17 protein-coding genes are annotated in these 16423 nt (G+C 60.1%); 9 read left to right on the forward strand and 8 right to left on the reverse strand.

Going from position 1 to position 16423, the window contains the following annotated elements:
• Nucleotides 1–431 precede the first annotated feature (431 nt).
• Complete coding sequence (tyrS, locus tag ACYP2A_RS04490) at nucleotides 432–1643, reverse strand: tyrosine--tRNA ligase (protein ID WP_459743134.1); 1212 nt, start codon at nucleotides 1641–1643, stop codon at nucleotides 432–434.
• A gap of 200 nt (nucleotides 1644–1843) precedes the next feature.
• Here tyrS and ACYP2A_RS04495 point away from each other — a divergent pair, with 200 nt between their 5' ends.
• Together ACYP2A_RS04495 and ACYP2A_RS04500 are read left to right on the forward strand one after the other, a co-directional pair.
• Complete coding sequence (locus tag ACYP2A_RS04495) at nucleotides 1844–3286, forward strand: peptidoglycan DD-metalloendopeptidase family protein (protein ID WP_459743136.1); 1443 nt, start codon at nucleotides 1844–1846, stop codon at nucleotides 3284–3286.
• A 3-nt stretch (nucleotides 3287–3289) separates the two neighbouring features.
• Nucleotides 3290–4384: an anhydro-N-acetylmuramic acid kinase gene (locus ACYP2A_RS04500; RefSeq protein WP_459743138.1), complete on the forward strand. Its 1095-nt coding sequence runs from the start codon at nucleotides 3290–3292 to the stop codon at nucleotides 4382–4384.
• Nucleotides 4385–4450: 66 nt separating this feature from the next.
• Here ACYP2A_RS04500 and erpA read toward each other — a convergent pair whose 3' ends face one another.
• Together erpA and argC are read right to left on the reverse strand one after the other, a co-directional pair.
• Nucleotides 4451–4801, reverse strand: a complete 351-nt coding sequence (gene erpA, locus ACYP2A_RS04505; protein ID WP_045484197.1) for an iron-sulfur cluster insertion protein ErpA — start codon at nucleotides 4799–4801, stop codon at nucleotides 4451–4453.
• A gap of 126 nt (nucleotides 4802–4927) precedes the next feature.
• Nucleotides 4928–5962: an N-acetyl-gamma-glutamyl-phosphate reductase gene (argC, locus tag ACYP2A_RS04510; protein ID WP_459743140.1), complete on the reverse strand. Its 1035-nt coding sequence runs from the start codon at nucleotides 5960–5962 to the stop codon at nucleotides 4928–4930.
• Between the two features lie 132 nt (nucleotides 5963–6094).
• Here argC and hemJ point away from each other — a divergent pair, with 132 nt between their 5' ends.
• The 5 genes from hemJ (at nucleotide 6095) to coq7 (ending at nucleotide 9423) form a co-directional block, all read left to right on the forward strand.
• Nucleotides 6095–6520, forward strand: coding sequence for a protoporphyrinogen oxidase HemJ (gene hemJ / locus ACYP2A_RS04515; protein ID WP_459743142.1), 426 nt, complete (start codon nucleotides 6095–6097; stop codon nucleotides 6518–6520).
• A gap of 25 nt (nucleotides 6521–6545) precedes the next feature.
• Nucleotides 6546–7457, forward strand: a complete 912-nt coding sequence (locus ACYP2A_RS04520; RefSeq protein ID WP_459743144.1) for a DUF805 domain-containing protein — start codon at nucleotides 6546–6548, stop codon at nucleotides 7455–7457.
• Between the two features lie 11 nt (nucleotides 7458–7468).
• Entirely contained in the window at nucleotides 7469–8242 is a 774-nt protein-coding gene (locus ACYP2A_RS04525) for an SDR family NAD(P)-dependent oxidoreductase (RefSeq protein WP_459743146.1), read from the forward strand.
• A gap of 69 nt (nucleotides 8243–8311) precedes the next feature.
• Complete coding sequence (locus ACYP2A_RS04530; RefSeq protein ID WP_459743148.1) at nucleotides 8312–8650, forward strand: histidine triad nucleotide-binding protein; 339 nt, start codon at nucleotides 8312–8314, stop codon at nucleotides 8648–8650.
• Between the two features lie 125 nt (nucleotides 8651–8775).
• Nucleotides 8776–9423, forward strand: coding sequence for a 2-polyprenyl-3-methyl-6-methoxy-1,4-benzoquinone monooxygenase (gene coq7, locus ACYP2A_RS04535; RefSeq protein WP_459743150.1), 648 nt, complete (start codon nucleotides 8776–8778; stop codon nucleotides 9421–9423).
• A gap of 56 nt (nucleotides 9424–9479) precedes the next feature.
• On the opposite strand, the gene ACYP2A_RS04540 is transcribed toward coq7, so the two are convergent.
• Nucleotides 9480–9905 carry an OsmC family protein gene (locus tag ACYP2A_RS04540; RefSeq protein ID WP_459743152.1) on the reverse strand — a complete coding sequence of 142 codons (426 nt, stop codon included), beginning with the start codon at nucleotides 9903–9905 and terminating at the stop codon, nucleotides 9480–9482.
• Nucleotides 9906–10133: 228 nt separating this feature from the next.
• On the opposite strand from ACYP2A_RS04540, the gene crp reads away from it, so the two are divergent.
• Complete coding sequence (crp, locus tag ACYP2A_RS04545) at nucleotides 10134–10778, forward strand: cAMP-activated global transcriptional regulator CRP (protein WP_459743153.1); 645 nt, start codon at nucleotides 10134–10136, stop codon at nucleotides 10776–10778.
• 9 nt (nucleotides 10779–10787) lie between these two features.
• Here crp and ACYP2A_RS04550 read toward each other — a convergent pair whose 3' ends face one another.
• Genes ACYP2A_RS04550 through ACYP2A_RS04565 form a run of 4 tightly spaced genes read right to left on the reverse strand, consistent with a single transcriptional unit; the run spans nucleotide 10788 to nucleotide 14000 of the window.
• Nucleotides 10788–11483: a lipoate--protein ligase family protein gene (locus ACYP2A_RS04550; protein ID WP_459743155.1), complete on the reverse strand. Its 696-nt coding sequence runs from the start codon at nucleotides 11481–11483 to the stop codon at nucleotides 10788–10790.
• An 8-nt stretch (nucleotides 11484–11491) separates the two neighbouring features.
• Complete coding sequence (gene trpC / locus ACYP2A_RS04555; protein WP_459743156.1) at nucleotides 11492–12331, reverse strand: indole-3-glycerol phosphate synthase TrpC; 840 nt, start codon at nucleotides 12329–12331, stop codon at nucleotides 11492–11494.
• Nucleotides 12328–13377: an anthranilate phosphoribosyltransferase gene (trpD, locus tag ACYP2A_RS04560; protein WP_459743238.1), complete on the reverse strand. Its 1050-nt coding sequence runs from the start codon at nucleotides 13375–13377 to the stop codon at nucleotides 12328–12330. The genes trpC and trpD overlap by 4 nt, the downstream gene beginning before the upstream one ends.
• Nucleotides 13378–13385: 8 nt before the next feature.
• The gene (locus ACYP2A_RS04565; protein ID WP_459743158.1) at nucleotides 13386–14000 is read right to left on the reverse strand and encodes an aminodeoxychorismate/anthranilate synthase component II; all 615 of its coding nucleotides are present in this window, start codon (nucleotides 13998–14000) and stop codon (nucleotides 13386–13388) included.
• Nucleotides 14001–14465: 465 nt separating this feature from the next.
• Between ACYP2A_RS04565 and estP the strand changes: the two genes are divergently transcribed.
• On the forward strand, nucleotides 14466–16412 hold the full coding sequence (estP, locus tag ACYP2A_RS04570; RefSeq protein WP_459743160.1) for an esterase EstP: 1947 nt from the start codon (nucleotides 14466–14468) through the stop codon (nucleotides 16410–16412).
• The last annotated feature ends 11 nt before the right edge of the window (nucleotides 16413–16423 follow it).

Genomic DNA, 16423 nt, shown 5'->3' on the forward strand with positions numbered 1-16423 from the left:
AAACCATGATTTCTCGTGGAGTAACTTGCGTTGCTGATAATCAGTTGACTCTCAGTCTGACACCGCAAGCACCCACACGAATTGCTTGATTCAATTGTTAAAGAGCGGTTGGTTGAGCCTTTCGCCTCAACCGAGGCGCGCATTCTACAGCGCCTCAGTAACTTGTCAAGTGATTATTTTCAGAAGTTTTCAACACATCCAAACTTCGATCACTTGCGTGCCGAGCGATCTTTCGATCAACTCGTCAGCGGGAGGCGAATAATACAGCAACCGAAGTTACTGTCAACTGCCTTTTTTCACCGCCGGGCCCGGAGGCCTGCGCCATTCCCTCGCCGTTTTCGCTTCTAACTCGTTGATCTTCAAGAAGTTTTCAGTTTCTTCCGCGGCGGGAATGGTGCGCATTATAGAGCGCTGAGACGGGGCGTCAACACTTAATTTGAACTTTCTTCTTTACGCAGGGTAATGCGCGCAAAAGCCTTCTTGCCGGCCTGGCAAACATGGGTCGCGCCCAGCTTGAATATAAAGCCGCGATCAACCACCTCACCATCTATACGCACACTGCCCGCCGCCAGAAGATCCCGTGCGCCAGCAGCATTCTTGACCAGGCCTGCCTTATTAAGGACAGCGCCCACTGGCAGATCCTCATCGGACGCCACTTCAATCTCTGGCAGATCTTCAGGCAGTTCGCCTTCCTTCATACGGTTACCCGCCGAACGATGCGCATTGGCTGCCGCTTCTTCACCATGGAAACGCGCCACGATCTCTTCAGCCAGCTTGATCTTGATATCGCGCGGATTGGCACCCGCCTCGCAATCCGCCCTCAGCGCATTGATCTCATCCATCGAGCGGAAGCTCAACAGCTCGAAGTAGCGCCACATCAGCGAATCGGGAATCGACACCAGCTTGTTATAGATGACGCCCGGCGCCTCTTGAATGCCGACGTAGTTGCCCAACGACTTGGACATCTTCTTCACGCCATCCAGACCTTCAAGCAGCGGCATGGTGAGAATGCACTGCGCTTCCTGGCCATAGGCACGTTGCAGCTCGCGCCCCATCAGCAGGTTGAACTTCTGATCGGTGCCGCCCAGCTCCACATCGGAACGCAACGCCACCGAGTCATAGCCCTGCACCAGCGGATACAGAAACTCATGAATGGCAATCGGCTGGTTGCTGGTGTAGCGCTTGTCGAAGTCGTCGCGCTCCAGCATCCGCGCCACAGTGTAGTTCGACGACAGACGAATGAAGTCAGCAGGACTGAGCTTGTCCATCCAGGTGGAGTTGAACGCCACCTCGGTCTTGGCCGGGTCCAGAATCTTGAACACCTGCTCTTTATAGGTCTCGGCATAAGCCAGCACCTGCTCACGAGTCAGCGGCGGACGCGTCGCGCTCTTGCCGCTCGGGTCACCGATCATGCCGGTGAAGTCACCAATCAGGAATATGACCTGATGCCCCAGATCCTGGAACTGGCGCAGCTTATTAATAAGCACCGTATGACCCAGGTGCAGATCGGGCGCCGTAGGGTCGAAACCGGCCTTGATTCGCAGCGGCTGACCGCGCTTGAGCTTTTCGACCAGCTCAGCCTCTACCAGAAGCTCATCCGCGCCGCGCTTGATCAGCGCCAACTGCTCTTCAACCGACTTCATATCACCCCCGATTCAAAGGGAACCAACCATACAAGATCAGCGCCCAATTACAAGTTTTTGCCCCGCGCGCAGCCATGACGCCTGACCGTCTCTCGGCCAGGGTTGCTTCGCGCTGGTTTTGGTTATATTTTATACAGTTATTTCATCTTCATCATGTCATTCATCTTTTCCTTTTCACCCTTTTCAAAGTCAAATTACCTATGATCGACACACCGCCTAAAGCGCCCCCGCTTTATCCGAAGAGCCACCTGCTGGCCGCCAGCGGCATTGCCGCCCTGCTCAGCCTGGCCCTTCTGGTCTTCCCTTCCAGTGAAGTGGAGGCCAAGCGCACCAATCTCAACCTTGATCTGGAAATGTCTGCCGAGCAGCACACTCATGATCAAGACGCTCAAAAGGCAGCCCAGGCCACACAGCAAGACGCGCCATCGCCTTTCGCCCAGATCGACGCACCTGAAGACAGCACTGAAGAAACTGCTGCCGTCGAACCCGAGCAAGAACCTGCCACGCCGGTTGCCGCAGCACCTGCCGCGAGCAAAAACCCGAATCACCGCGAAGTCGTCGTAGCCAAAGGCGACACCTTGTCGACCCTGTTCGAGAAAGTCGGCCTGCCTGCCACCGCCGTTCACGAAGTCATCGCCAGCGACAAACAGGCCAAGCAGTTCACCAAACTGCAAAATGGCCAGATCCTGCAGTTCGAACTGTCCCAGGACGGCCAGCTCAACAAACTGCACAGCAAGCTCAGCGAACTGGAATCCATCAGCCTGTCGAAAGGCAGCAACGGCTACACCTTCAACCGCGAAACAAGTACGCCAGACCTGCGCAATGCCTATGTGCATGGCGTGATCAACAGCTCGCTGTCGGTTTCGGCTCAACGTGCAGGCCTTGCTCACAGCATGACCATGGAAATGGCCGAGATCTTCGGCTACGACATCGACTTCGCCCAGGACCTGCGCAAGGGTGACGAATTCGATGTGGTCTATGAGCAGAAGGTCGCCAATGGCAAAACCATCGGCACCGGCAATATCCTCGCCGCCCGCTTCACCAACCGCGGCAAGACCTACACCGCCGTGCGTTACGTCAACAAGTCGGGTAATGCCAACTATTACACCGCCGAAGGCAACAGCATGCGCAAAGCCTTCATCCGTACGCCGGTCGACTTCGCGCGTATCAGCTCGGTGTTCTCGATGGGCCGCAAGCACCCGATCCTGAACAAGATCCGTGCGCACAAAGGTGTCGACTACGCGGCGCCACGTGGTACGCCAATCAAGGCCACCGGTGACGGCAAGGTGTTGCTGGCCGGGCGTCGCGGTGGTTACGGCAACACCGTGATCATCCAGCATGGCGACACCTACCGTACCCTTTACGGCCACATGCAAGGCTTCGCCAAAGGCGTACAAACCGGTGGCAGCGTCAAGCAAGGCCAGGTGATCGGCTATATTGGTACTACCGGGCTGTCGACCGGGCCGCACCTGCACTATGAATTCCAGGTCAACGGCGTGCACGTCGATCCACTCGGTCAGAAATTGCCGATGGCAGAACCCATCGCCAAAGCCGAAAAACAGCGATTCATGCAACAGAGCCAGCCATTGATGGCGCGTATGGATCAGGACAAGGCCACCAAGCTGGCCTCCAATAAAAGGTAATCCATGGCCTTCTTCTATATCGGCGTCATGTCCGGCAGCAGTCTCGACGGGATCGATATCGCCCTGCTGGAGCAGGATGAGCGTCCCAGACTGCTGGCGACGCACTACATCCCCATGCCGGAAGACCTCGGGGCCGAGCTGCTCGGCCTTTGCGCCAGCGGCGACGATGAGCTGGCACGCGCAGCGATTGCCGAGCAGAAGTGGGTCCGCCTGGTCGCGCAAGGCGTACTTGCCCTGCTGAAAGAGAAGAACATGGTTGCCGGTCAGATTCGCGCCATCGGCAGCCACGGCCAGACCATTCGCCATGAACCGGCCCGTGGTTTCAGCATCCAGATCGGTAACCCGGCACTGTTGGCCGAGCTGACTGAAATCACCGTGGTCACCGACTTCCGCCGCCGCGACATCGCTGCCGGCGGCCAGGGCGCGCCACTGGTGCCGGCATTCCACGAAGCATTGTTCGACGACAACAAGGACCGCCGTGCGGTGCTTAACGTCGGCGGCTTTACCAACCTGAGCCTGATCGAATCGGACCGCCCGGTTTCCGGCTTCGACTGCGGGCCCGGCAATGTCCTGCTCGATGCCTGGATTCAGTCACGGCGCAATCTGCCGTTCGACCGTGATGGTGAATGGGCTGCCAGTGGCCAGGTTCACGACGCACTGCTCAACGCCCTGCTCAGCGACCCGTTCTTTAATGCCCGCGGGCCGAAAAGCACCGGGCGCGAAGTCTTCAACCTGACCTGGCTGAATCAGCACCTGCAGCCGTTCCCGGAGCTGGCCGAGCAGAATGTTCAGGCTACCCTGCTGGAACTGACCGCGCTGAGCATCACCCAATCCCTGCAAGCCGCGCAGTCGAGCACGATCGAGCTACTGGTGTGTGGTGGTGGCGCCCACAACCTGACGCTGATGAATCGCCTGACCGCCCTGCTGCCGCAAACCCGAGTCAGCAGCACGGCAAAATTCGGCGTCGACCCGGACTGGGTAGAGGCCATGGCGTTTGCCTGGCTGGCGCATTGCTGCCTGGAAAGCGTACCGGCCAACCGGCCAACCGTGACCGGCGCACGTGGCTTGAGAGTACTGGGCGCGATCTACCCCGCCTGACCCGACGCTGCATACAATGCAAAACGCCGCGCATCAGCGCGGCGTTTTGCATTGAGGCAATGGCAATCAGATCGAGAACGACGAGCCGCAACCACAGGTGGTCGTCGCATTAGGGTTCTTGATCACGAAGCGCGAACCCTCCAGACCTTCCTGATAATCCACCTCGGCACCGGCCAGATACTGGAAGCTCATCGGGTCGACCACCAGGCTTACGCCTTCGCGCTCGACGATGGTGTCGTCGTCAGCCACATCTTCATCGAAAGTGAAGCCGTACTGGAAGCCCGAGCAACCGCCGCCGGTCACGAAGACGCGCAGCTTCAGACGATCATTGCCCTCTTCATCGACCAGGGTTTTCACCTTGTGCGCAGCACCAGGGGTGAATTCCAGAGCCACTGGAGTGAAGGATTCAACGCTCATGTCAGATATCTCCCGGCGTCAGCCGTCGTAATGCGTAATGACGGGCATTATCCGCTTGTCCGAGAAAACAGGTCAACTATAGGTACAGCCGTGACCGGGCTCATTCAGGCCCGGTCGTCGCAAGCATTACGGCATCATGCCGGCATGCGACAGGCCCAGACGCTCGTCCAGGCCAAACATGATGTTCAGGTTCTGGATAGCCTGGCCCGACGCGCCCTTGACCAGGTTGTCGATCACCGACAACACCACCACCAGATCGCCGCCCTGTGGACGGTGTACCGCGATGCGGCAGACGTTGGCGCCGCGCACGCTGCGGGTTTCAGGGTGGCTGCCGGCAGGCAATACATCGACGAACGGCTCGTCGGCATAACGCTTTTCGAACAGCGCCTGCAGGTCAATGGACTTATCCACAACCGTCGCATACAGGGTCGCGTGAATGCCACGGATCATCGGTGTCAGATGCGGTACGAACGTCAGGCCGACATCGCCACCGGCTGCGCGACGCAAGCCCTGGCTGATTTCCGGCAAATGCCGGTGGCCCTTGACGGCATAAGCCTTGAAGCTTTCAGTCGCCTCGGAGAACAACGAACCGACACTCAGGCCGCGACCGGCACCGCTGACGCCCGACTTACAGTCGGCAATCAGGCGGCTGTTGTCGGCAAGGCCGGCTTCCAGCAACGGCAGGAAACCCAACTGAGTGGCGGTCGGATAGCAACCTGGCACCGCGATCAGGCGGGCGGTCTTGATTTGCTCGCGATTGACTTCCGGCAAGCCGTAGACAGCATCCTTGAGCAGTTCCGGCGCGCCATGCGGCTGGCCGTACCATTTCGCCCACTCCTCGGAATCCTGCAAACGGAAATCGGCAGACAGGTCGATGACCCGCGTGCCCGCCGCCAGCAGTTCGCCGGCCAGCGCATGGGCAACACCGTGCGGGGTGGCGAAGAACACCACATCGCAGGCACCCAGAGTCTTGATGTCCGGCACGCTGAACGCCAGGCCGTCGTAATGACCGCGCAGGTTCGGGTACATGTCGGCAACGGCCACGCCGGCCTCGGAGCGAGAAGTGATGACCTCAACCTGCGCCTGCGGGTGCTGCGCCAACAAGCGCAGCAGCTCAACTCCGGTGTAACCCGTGCCGCCGACGATACCGACCTTGACCATAACCTGTCCTCAACGAAACAACTGGAAAGCCCACGATGATAGGGCGGCAAGACCGCTGCGACAACCGACAACGTGACGTATGGCCCCCTGCCCCCTACTATTCGGCGACCGTGAACCTGAAGGAACCTACCTATGCTCTATCTCTGGATCAAAGCGCTGCACATTGTCGCCCTCGTCTGCTGGTTTGCCGGGCTGTTCTACCTGCCGCGCCTGTTCGTCTACCACGCCATGAGCGAAGACACCGCCAGCCGTGAACGCTTCAGCCTGATGGAACGCAAGCTGTACCGCGGCATCATGGGCCCGGCGATGATCGCCACCCTGTTGTTCGGTGGCTGGCTGGCCTGGCTCAACCCCGCCTGGTTCACCCAGGGCTGGATGCATGCCAAGCTCACCCTGGTGTTCCTGCTGATTGGCTACCATCATGTCTGCGGCGCGCAGATCAAACGTTTTGCTCGTGGCGAAAAGGGTCGCAGCCATGTGTTTTATCGCTGGTTCAATGAAATTCCTGTAGTGATCCTGCTGTCCATCGTCATTCTAGTAGTGGTCAAGCCGTTCTAGATCGCCCCCGACAAGGAAGCCCTGCATGCCCGACACCCACTTCAAGATTGTGTTCGAAGGACAATTGCGCGATGGCGTGAGCCTCGAAACGGCCAAGCGCAACCTGGCACAGCTGTTCAAGAGCGAGGTGTCGGCCATTGACCGCCTGTTCAATGGTCAAGCCGTTGCCCTCAAGCTCGGGCTGATCCACAGCGAGGCCGAACGCTACCTCAAGGCGCTGCACGACGCCGGTATCGATGCGCGTATCGAGTCCGACCCGGCCATCAGCCTGACCCTTGAAGAAGTATCGCCGCCTTCGCCCTATCGCACACCTGTCGACCCACCCGAAGCTTCGCCCTATGCACCGCCCAAGGCGCAGGTCGACACACCCGTGATGCGCAGTGAACTCAAAGTTTTCAGTATCCATGGCCGCATCGGCCGCCTGCGGTATCTGGCCTGGTCGATGGTATTGATCGCTGTGGGCGCGCTGGTCGCCTCGACCTGTGCAGCCATCATGAGCGTTTCACTGGTGGCCGGTGGACTGCTGGGCACGATCGCGGTGATTGCCCTGGCAGTGGTCAGCATCCAGATGGGCGTGCAACGCTTGCATGACATTGGCTGGTCCGGCTGGTTTCTGCTGCTCAATCTGGTGCCCTTCCTGGGCAGCTTCTTTCCGTTCGTCATGCTCTTGATGCCCGGTAACGCAACCGCCAACGCCTATGGTGCACCGCCGCCGCCCAATACCCGCGCCGTAAAAGTGCTATGTGGCCTGTGGCTGGTGGTCATCGTCCTCTTTATCGCATTGACCGCCTTCACCGGCATCGCGTCGATGACCAAAGAACTGCAAGGCACCGTCGATCTCTACGAACAGTCATTGCCTTATGACGACGACAGCGGACAGAGCGATAATGCCCGCCCCGCACCTGGCACGTTTTTCAAAGGCGAACGAAGCCTGTAATGGAGACCCGCATGACCCGTTACGCCCTGATCACTGGCGCATCCAGCGGCATTGGCCTGGCCATGGCCGAAGCACTCGCGCGTCGTGGTCGCAACCTGATTCTGGTGGCCCGCCAACGCGAACCGCTCGAAGCCATCGCCCTGGAGTTGACCCAGCGTTTCGGCGTCGAAGTCCTGTTTCGTGCCTGTGATCTGGGCGAGCCGTTGCGCCTGTCAGGGTTTCTGCTGGAGCTTGAAGACGGCGATCATCAGATCGACCTGCTGGTCAACAGTGCCGGCATCGGCACTTGCGGGCCGTTTCTGGGCCAGGAATGGGCCGCCGAACAAGACCTGATCGACCTCAACATTCTGGCCTTGACCCGTCTGTGCCATACCGTGGGCAACCTGATGGCCCTGCAAGGCGGCGGGCAGATTCTCAATATCGCCTCCGTCGCGGCCTTCAAGCCCGGCCCGTGGATGAGCACCTACTCGGCCAGCAAGGCCTACGTGCTGCATTTCTCCGAAGCGCTGCGCGAAGAAGGCCGCAAAAACGGCGTCAAGGTTTCCGTGCTGTGTCCCGGCCCGACCCGCACGCCGTTCTGGCGCACCGCGCAGATCGACATCGATACCCGCAAGATGATGAGTCCCGAAGAACTGGCGCTGCACACCGTGCGTGCACTGGCCCGCAACCGCGCGGTCATCGTGCCGGGCTGGCGCAACACATGGCGCACCCTCAGCCCACGCCTGGGTTCGCGCTGGCTGACGCGACGCATCAGCGGCCTGATCAACAAACGGCGCTGCCACTGACTAACAGAATACGGTTCAGTACACTGCTGCCCGTCGCACTTCAAGTCCCACCTCAAGGAGCAAATGGCTGTGGATACTTTGTTCACCAAGATCATCAACCGGGAAATCCCGGCGAATATCATTTACGAAGACGACCAGGTCCTGGCCTTCCACGATATCGCCCCACAGGCGCCCGTGCATTTTCTGGTCATCCCGAAAAAGCCCATCGCGACCCTCAACGACCTGACCGAAGAAGACAAGGCGCTGGCCGGCCATATTCTCTTCACCGCCCAACGCCTGGCACTGGAGCAAGGTTGTGAAGAAGGTTTTCGCGTGGTCATGAACTGCAATGAACTGGGTGGGCAGACCGTCTATCACATTCATATGCACGTGCTTGGCAAGCGCCAACTGAACTGGCCGCCGGGCTGATCTGCACGTTCAACGACTTACCGCTCTACCCCCTGCCGCTCAGCGGATCGGCAGGGTGATCTATCTCAAGCCTCAGATACGCGATTGCATTAGACTGGGGCCAATGGATATCACCGGAGGTGCCCATGGCAACCGAACGTCACTACTCGGTCATCGACAAGCTGTTGTTGCAGGCCGATAGCGCAATGCGCACATTGCTGCCTTCCAGCGGCCACTCCCAGCGCCCGTCGCCGGCTATCGTGCGCCCCGAGCACACGATGGACGAAACCGAAACACGCCACATCGCGGGCCTGATGCGCATCAATCATACCGGCGAAGTCTGTGCCCAGGCGCTGTACCAGGGTCAGTCGCTGACCGCCAAGCTGCCGCAGGTGCGAAAGGCCATGGAGCACGCCGCCGATGAAGAAATTGATCATCTGGTCTGGTGCGAACAACGCCTGCACCAGCTCGGTAGCCATACCAGCGTGTTCAATCCGCTGTTCTATGGGCTGTCGTTCGGCATCGGCGCCGCTGCCGGCCTGATCAGCGACAAGGTCAGCCTGGGTTTTGTCGCCGCGACCGAGGACCAGGTCTGCAAACACCTGGACGAACATCTGGAGCAGATCCCCGCCGCCGACGAGAAATCCCGGGCAATCCTTGAACAGATGCGCATCGACGAAGCGCACCACGCCGAGTCCGCGCTGGACGCTGGCGGTTTCCGCTTCCCGGCGCCGATCAAGTTCGGCATGAGCCTCGTGGCCAAGGTCATGACCAAGACCACTTACCGCTTCTAAACACACGACAAACAAAAAAGGCGCCTTTCAAAGGCGCCTTTTCTGTTTAAGACGGATCACTCACCCAGTTCGACGATTTCATAGTCATGAGTGATCTTCACGCCGGCATTGCCCAGCATGATCGATGCCGAGCAGTACTTCTCGGCCGACAGCTCGATGGCGCGCTTGACCTGGGCTTCTTTCAAACCCCGGCCCTTGACCACGAAATGCAGGTGGATGCTGGTGAACACCTTAGGGTCTTCTGTAGCACGCTCGGCTTCCAGAAACGCCTCGCAGCTTTCGACCGGCTGGCGGGACTTCTTGAGAATGCTCACCACATCGAAGTTGCTGCAGCCGCCCAGGCCAATCAGCACCATCTCCATGGGCCGCACGCCCAGGTTACGACCACCGCTCTCGGGCGGGCCATCCATGACCACAACATGACCGCTGCCCGACTCGCCGAGGAACATGGCTTCGCCAGCCCATTGAATGCGTGCTTTCATCGCCAGACTCCACTGCTGAAAAAAGGGTCGCCAGATTAGAGCGTCTTGGCATGGCCGTGCAAGCCGCGATGCAGGGCTGTCGAACAATGAATTAAACATCCTGCTTTCAGAAGTTTTGTAGGAAAATTCTTAAATGACGTCAAAGTTTCGTCAAAAGCTGGCGAGAACTGTTCATCAGCCGATACCTTAAGCAAGCCATTTGGCGCAAGACTTCTTCGGGATGCCCGCATGTTCGCTTTAGCCCCCAATTCAAGAATAAAGAGCATCGACAAGCTTCTCATCCATGCGCAACGCCGCCGTTACCCGGTCCGAGGCAACATCATCTGCGCGGGCGATACCGCGCACTCGCTGTTTTTCATCATCAAAGGCTCGGTGACCATTGCCATTGAGGACAGCGACGGTCGCGAGATGATTGTCGCCTACCTCAACAGCGGCGATTTCTTTGGTGAGCTGGGACTGTTTGAACAACCGGGCCACGAATCACTGCGCAGCGCCTGGGTGCGCACCAAAAGTGAGTGTGAAGTTGCAGAAATTTCCTACGAGAAATTTCGCGAACTTACTCTTCAGGAACCGGACATTCTTTACACCCTCAGCACCCAGATGGCCGAGCGGCTGCGCAATACCACGCGCAAGGTCGGCGACCTGGCGTTTCTCGACGTCACCGGCCGCGTCGCCCGCACCCTGCTCGACCTGTGCAAACAGCCCGACGCCATGACCCATCCGGACGGCATGCAAATCAAGATCACCCGTCAGGAAATCGGTCGTATCGTCGGCTGCTCGCGAGAAATGGTCGGCCGTGTCCTCAAGTCGCTGGAGGAACAAAACCTGGTGCACGTCAAAGGCAAGACCATGGTGGTGTTCGGCACCCGCTGAACGGGCCGTTCAAAGCCCGGCCAGCAGCTGCCGATACGCCTCATGCAGGCGTTCAGGCACGCCGGGGTCCGGGAACACTTCATGCAGCGCAATATGGCTGCTGGCCCGCACCCGTGACGGCAGATCGCAACACGCATAGAAACGATTGACCGCGGCCACCATCTCGTCGCGCTGGTTATCCAGCAGCAACGCGCCATGGGCAAGCACCACCGGCCGCGCACCACCCTGTCCATCTCGTGCCTGGCGCCAGCGTTGCGCGGTACCGACCAGTTTGCGCCCGTCGATGTTGACGTTGTAGCGACCATCACAGAACGCGCCGTCGACCTCGCCCAGAGACGCCTGGGCGCCGAGCGAAGTCAGCACATCCAGTAACGGCTGGCATAAACGCAGATAAGCCGTTTCGATCCGGTCGCGATCAACATCACTGCGCGGCTGCGCATACACCAATGCAATGTTCACCGTCGCGGGCGACTGCGGCACCGGCTCGCCACCGCTTTCACGCAGCAACACCGGCCAGCCGCTGTCGGCCAGCAGCTGACACGCCTGATCGAAGCCCGCCAGCCGGTTCATGCGCCGAGGCATGACCAACGCTTGCTCGTTGGGCCGCCAGAACAGCAGCCCATGCTCGAATTGGCCTGCAGCCACCGATGCCAGCAAATCCTGCTCGGCCTGCAAGCCCTGCTCTACGCCGATATCGACGATCACACGCAGGCTCAGTCGATCGCTGGCGCGCTGATGATGGGCGCGCCACGCTCAGGAAAGAACAGGCGCTGCAACTCAGCGCCCGGCTGTTCGGCGCGCATGAACGCCTCACCTACCAGAAAAGAGTACACGTCGTTGATTTCCATCAGCTCGACATCGGCCCGGTTGAGGATGCCGCTTTCGGTGATCACCAGACGGTCGCGCGGAATACGAGGCAGCAGGTCCAGTGTGGTTTCCAGGCTCACCTCGAAGGTGTGCAGGTTGCGATTGTTGACGCCCACCAACGGTGTATCGAGGGTCTTGAGGGCACGTTCCAGCTCGTCGCCATCATGGACCTCGACCAGCACATCCAGGCCGACACCCTTGGCAGTCGCCGCCAGTTCGGCCATGAGCCCGTCGTCGAGTGCCGAAACGATCAGCAAAATGCAGTCGGCGCCCAGTGCACGGGCTTCGATCACCTGATACGGGTCGATCAGGAAGTCCTTGCGGATCACCGGCAGCTTGCAGGCCGCCCGCGCTTGTTGCAGATAGGCATCGGCGCCCTGGAAGAAGTCGATATCGGTCAGCACCGACAGGCAGGTCGCGCCGCCCTTTTCATAACTGACAGCGATCTCGGCCGGGTTGAAGTCTTCGCGAATCACGCCTTTGCTCGGCGAGGCCTTCTTGATCTCGGCAATCACCGCCGGCTGCTTGCGCTTGGCCTGCTCCAGCAGGGCCGTGGCGAAACCACGCGGTGCATCGGCCAGCGCGGCCAGACGCTCTACCTCGGCCAGGCTCACCAGAGCGCGGCGAGCCGCGACTTCCTCGACCTTGCGGGCCAGGATTTTTTCCAGAACCGTTGGCACGCTCATCCTTCATTCTCCTGCTTGAATACGGCGGTAAAGGCACCCAGTTCTTCGAGCTTTTCACGGGCCAGGCCGGTGTGCAAGGCATCATGCGCCAGCTCGACGCCTTCTTTAAGACTGTAGGCATGATCGGCAGCATAGAGCGCGGCGCCGGCATTGAGCACGATCATTTCAGCGGCTTTTTGCCCGCTTTCGGTCTTGCGCTTGCCCAAGGCATCACGAATCAGGGTCAGCGAGGCTTGCGGGCTGTCGACCACCAGGCCGTAAAGGCTCTGGCTCTTCATGCCCAGGTCTTCCGGCTGGACCCAGTATTCGCGGATCTCGCCCTTGTTCAGTTCGGCGACATAGGTCGGCGCAGCGAGGCTGAATTCATCCAGGCCGTCCTGGGAATGCACCACCAGCACATGCTGGCTGCCCAGTCGCTGCAATACTTCGGCCAGAGGGCGGCACAGGGCCTGGTTGAACACACCCACGACCTGATGACGCACGCCCGCCGGGTTGGTCAGCGGGCCCAGCATGTTGAACAGGGTCCGCAAGCTCAGGTCGCGGCGCGGGGCGGCGGCATATTTCATGGCGCCGTGATGCACCTGGGCAAACATGAAACCGATGCCCACGCTGTCAATGCAGCGCGCGACCTGCACAGGGGTCAGGTTCAGGTAGACACCGGCCGCCTCCAGCAGATCGGCACTGCCGCTCTTGCCCGAAACCGCACGGTTACCGTGCTTGGCCACCGTGCAACCGGCCGCCGAAATCACCAGCGATGCGGCCGTCGACACGTTGAAGATGTTCGCGCCGTCACCGCCGGTGCCGACAATGTCGACCACCCGGTCCAGCGTCTGCAGTTCGACCTTGCCGGCCAGTTCGCGCATCACCGACACCGCGCCGACGATTTCGTCGATGCTTTCGCTTTTCATGCGCATGCCCATCATGAACGCGCCAATCTGCGCCTCAGTGCACTGCCCGGTCATGATGTCGCGCATGACCTGGCTCATTTCTTCAGTGCTCAGGTCCAGATGATTGACCACCCGTTCCAGGGCGGTTTTGATCGTGATCGGGGTGCTCATGAAGAAAGTCCTTGTGCCTGACGCGTGCCGCCGGTCTGTTTGAGGAAGTTGGCGAACAACTCGTGACCCTGTTCGGTCAGGATCGACTCGGGGTGAAACTGCACACCCTCGATATTCAGCGTCTTGTGGCGCAGGCCCATGATCTCGTCCACCGAGCCATCGGCGTGGGTCGTCCATGCGGTGACTTCCAGGCATTCGGGCAAGGTCTCGCGCTTGACCACCAGCGAGTGGTAACGGGTGACGACCAACGGCTGGTTCAAATCGGCGAATACGCCCTGGTCTTCATGGGCCACCGGGCTGGTCTTGCCGTGCATCACCTGGCGGGCACGGACGACATCGCCACCAAACGCCTGGCCAATCGACTGATGCCCCAGGCAGACGCCCAGAATCGGCAACTTACCGGCGAAGTGACGAATCACCTCCAGCGAGACGCCCGCTTCATTGGGCGTGCAAGGGCCAGGGGAAACCACAATGCGCTCGGGGTTGAGCGCTTCGATTTCGGCAATGGTCAATTCGTCGTTGCGAATCACCTTGACGTCGGCACCCAGCTCCCCCAGGTACTGCACGACGTTATAGGTAAAAGAATCATAGTTATCGATCATCAGCAGCATGGGCTCACCTCTTGAATCGCTGACTTTGAAATTAGTCCCCACGCAGGCTGAGCACTCGCCAGTCTCCCGCTACCGGGCACGAACGGCATCCGGTGGGGGCATGGCAGAGGTTTGCGGGGCACATCGTTACGACACCGGCAGGGCCGGCAGGAGAAAGAGTCAGGCGCGCCAACGCCAACGGGCGTGAGCCTTGATAACGCGCATCAAGAGTTTGCTGACAGTTGTCACGGAAGGAGTCTCATCTGAACGTTTCGGGACATTAGCGTACCGGGTCAAACGGCGCAATGATTCTAAACGATAAAACCGACGCAAACCCCGATCAGAAAGCGACAGATACAGCGCATCAGCGCATTACGGCAACACAGACCGTTGCAATCGCGCCGGACTGTAAGGGAAACAGGCCAGCCACTGGCGCAGCAGCGGATGCTTGCTAAGGTCAGAGGCAAATAACAAGAGTGCGTTCTTATGCCAATCTCCACTGCCTCGCCTTTCACTTACCTGCGGACACCGCTGGCCGCTTGTCTGCTGTCCTTGTTTTGCGCAGCACCGCCAGCCGTGGCCGCGCCCTACTCGACCCTGTTCGTGTTCGGCGACAGCCTGCTCGACGCCGGCCAGTTTCCCGATGCCGGCGGCCCGAACGGCGCGACCTTGCGCTTCACCAACCGCACCGGCCCCACTTACCAGGCGGGTAGCGGCGAACTGACCGGGCTGACCTCCTCCTCGCTGCTGGGCCAATTGCTCGGTGTATCACCGGCCGACCTCGCCGCCTCGACTTCACCGGTGAATGCCGCGCTCGGTCAGGTGGATGGTAATAACTGGGCGGTGGGCGGCTACCGCACCGATCAGATTCTCGATTCGATCACCTCGCAATCGCAGGTGACCCTGCCCGACACCGACATTGTGCTGCGCAACCGACTTGGCTATTTGCCCGGCAATAGCGGGCGCGCCGATCCGAACGCACTGTATTACCTGTCCGGCGGCGGCAATGACTTCCTGCAAGGACGAGTTCTGAGCGCGGGGGATGCGCAACTCGCCGCCGGACGTCTGGCCGACAGCGCGCTGGCGCTGCAACAGGCGGGGGCGCGCTACATCGTGGTCTGGTTGCTACCGGATATCGGCAATACACCAGCCTTCAATGGCAGCCCGTTGCAATCGACCGTTTCAGGCCTGAGTGCAGCGTTCAATGCGCAACTGGTCGAGCGCCTGGCGCAGATCGATGCCGAAATCATTCCACTGAACATTCCACTGCTGATCAACGAAGCCCTGAGCGACCCGGCGCGCTTCGGCTTTGCCACCAACACCAACCTGACCGGCACCTGTTTCAGCGGCGACGGCTGTGTGGCCAACCCGATCTACGGTATCAACGGCACGACGCCGAACCCTGACCTGCTGTTTTTCAACGACCGCGTGCACCCGACCACCGCCGCCCAGCGTTTGCTCGCCGACTACACCTACTCGATACTCGCCGCGCCATGGGAGCTGACGCTGTTGCCGGAAATGGCCCACACCACCCTGCGCGCCCAGCAAGACCAACTGCGCAGCCAATGGCTGGCGGACCTCGGTCACTGGCAGCCAATCGGGCAATGGCGCAGCATCCTCGATGTCGGTGGCCAGCACGTCGACATCGACGCCCAGAGCAGCGGCGCCAAAGCCGACGGGCGTGGCTACAACCTGACCGTGGGCGGCAGCTACCGCTTTGCCGAACACTGGCGCACCGGTCTGGTTGCCGGCGCCTACCGGCAGAGCCTGGATGCCGGCCAGCACGATTCGCATTACCGCCTCAACAGCTACATCGCCAGCGCTTTCATGCAATACCAGAGCAACCATGTGTGGAGCGATCTGGCCGCGTCTGCCGGGCAACTGGACTATGACAAGGCCGAACGCCAGTTCGCACTGGGCGCCAGCGAAGGTCAGGAAAAAGGTGATACCGACGGCCACCTGTGGGCGTTCAGCGCACGACTCGGCTACGACCTGGCCGGTGGTAACCGCGCCTGGAACCTGTCGCCGTTCATCAGCGCCGATTATGCAAAAGTGACGGTCGATGGCTACCGCGAACGAGGCCAGACGTCGACCGCACTGGGCGTCGACGATCAGAAGCGCACCTCACGCCGGCTGGGCGCCGGCATTCTCGGCAAATGGCAGATCGCGCCCGCCACTCAGGTGTTTGGTGAATTTGCCCATGAGCGTGAATTCGAGACCGACCCACAGCAACTGCGCCTGTCGCTCAACAGCCTCTCGGCCATCGACTTTGAGCTGCAAGGCTATGCCCCACAGCGCAACCTCAACCGCGCCAGCCTTGGTCTGAGTCAGCAACTGACCCGCGACCTGAGCCTGCGCGCCGGCTACAACTGGCGCAAGAACGACGCACTGACCCAGCAAGGGGTCAGTGTCGGCGTGAGTCTGGATTTTTGAGGTTGGCGTGA

Source organism: Pseudomonas sp. 3A(2025) (genome assembly GCF_054589175.1).

Excerpts from the sequence above, each read along its gene's own strand:
- tyrS (WP_459743134.1), bottom strand. The coding sequence starts at position 1,643 with ATGAAGTCGGTTGAAGAGCAGTTGGCGCTGATCAAGCGCGGCGCGGAT.
- hemJ (WP_459743142.1), top strand. The coding sequence starts at position 6,095 with ATGCTCTATCTCTGGATCAAAGCGCTGCACATTGTCGCCCTCGTCTGC.
- coq7 (WP_459743150.1), top strand. The coding sequence starts at position 8,776 with ATGGCAACCGAACGTCACTACTCGGTCATCGACAAGCTGTTGTTGCAG.
- ACYP2A_RS04520 (WP_459743144.1), top strand. The coding sequence starts at position 6,546 with ATGCCCGACACCCACTTCAAGATTGTGTTCGAAGGACAATTGCGCGAT.
- trpC (WP_459743156.1), bottom strand. The coding sequence starts at position 12,331 with ATGAGCGTGCCAACGGTTCTGGAAAAAATCCTGGCCCGCAAGGTCGAG.
- ACYP2A_RS04540 (WP_459743152.1), bottom strand. The coding sequence starts at position 9,905 with ATGAAAGCACGCATTCAATGGGCTGGCGAAGCCATGTTCCTCGGCGAG.
- estP (WP_459743160.1), top strand. The coding sequence starts at position 14,466 with ATGCCAATCTCCACTGCCTCGCCTTTCACTTACCTGCGGACACCGCTG.
- ACYP2A_RS04500 (WP_459743138.1), top strand. The coding sequence starts at position 3,290 with ATGGCCTTCTTCTATATCGGCGTCATGTCCGGCAGCAGTCTCGACGGG.
- ACYP2A_RS04495 (WP_459743136.1), top strand. The coding sequence starts at position 1,844 with ATGATCGACACACCGCCTAAAGCGCCCCCGCTTTATCCGAAGAGCCAC.
- argC (WP_459743140.1), bottom strand. The coding sequence starts at position 5,962 with ATGGTCAAGGTCGGTATCGTCGGCGGCACGGGTTACACCGGAGTTGAG.
- ACYP2A_RS04525 (WP_459743146.1), top strand. The coding sequence starts at position 7,469 with ATGACCCGTTACGCCCTGATCACTGGCGCATCCAGCGGCATTGGCCTG.
- erpA (WP_045484197.1), bottom strand. The coding sequence starts at position 4,801 with ATGAGCGTTGAATCCTTCACTCCAGTGGCTCTGGAATTCACCCCTGGT.
- crp (WP_459743153.1), top strand. The coding sequence starts at position 10,134 with ATGTTCGCTTTAGCCCCCAATTCAAGAATAAAGAGCATCGACAAGCTT.
- ACYP2A_RS04565 (WP_459743158.1), bottom strand. The coding sequence starts at position 14,000 with ATGCTGCTGATGATCGATAACTATGATTCTTTTACCTATAACGTCGTG.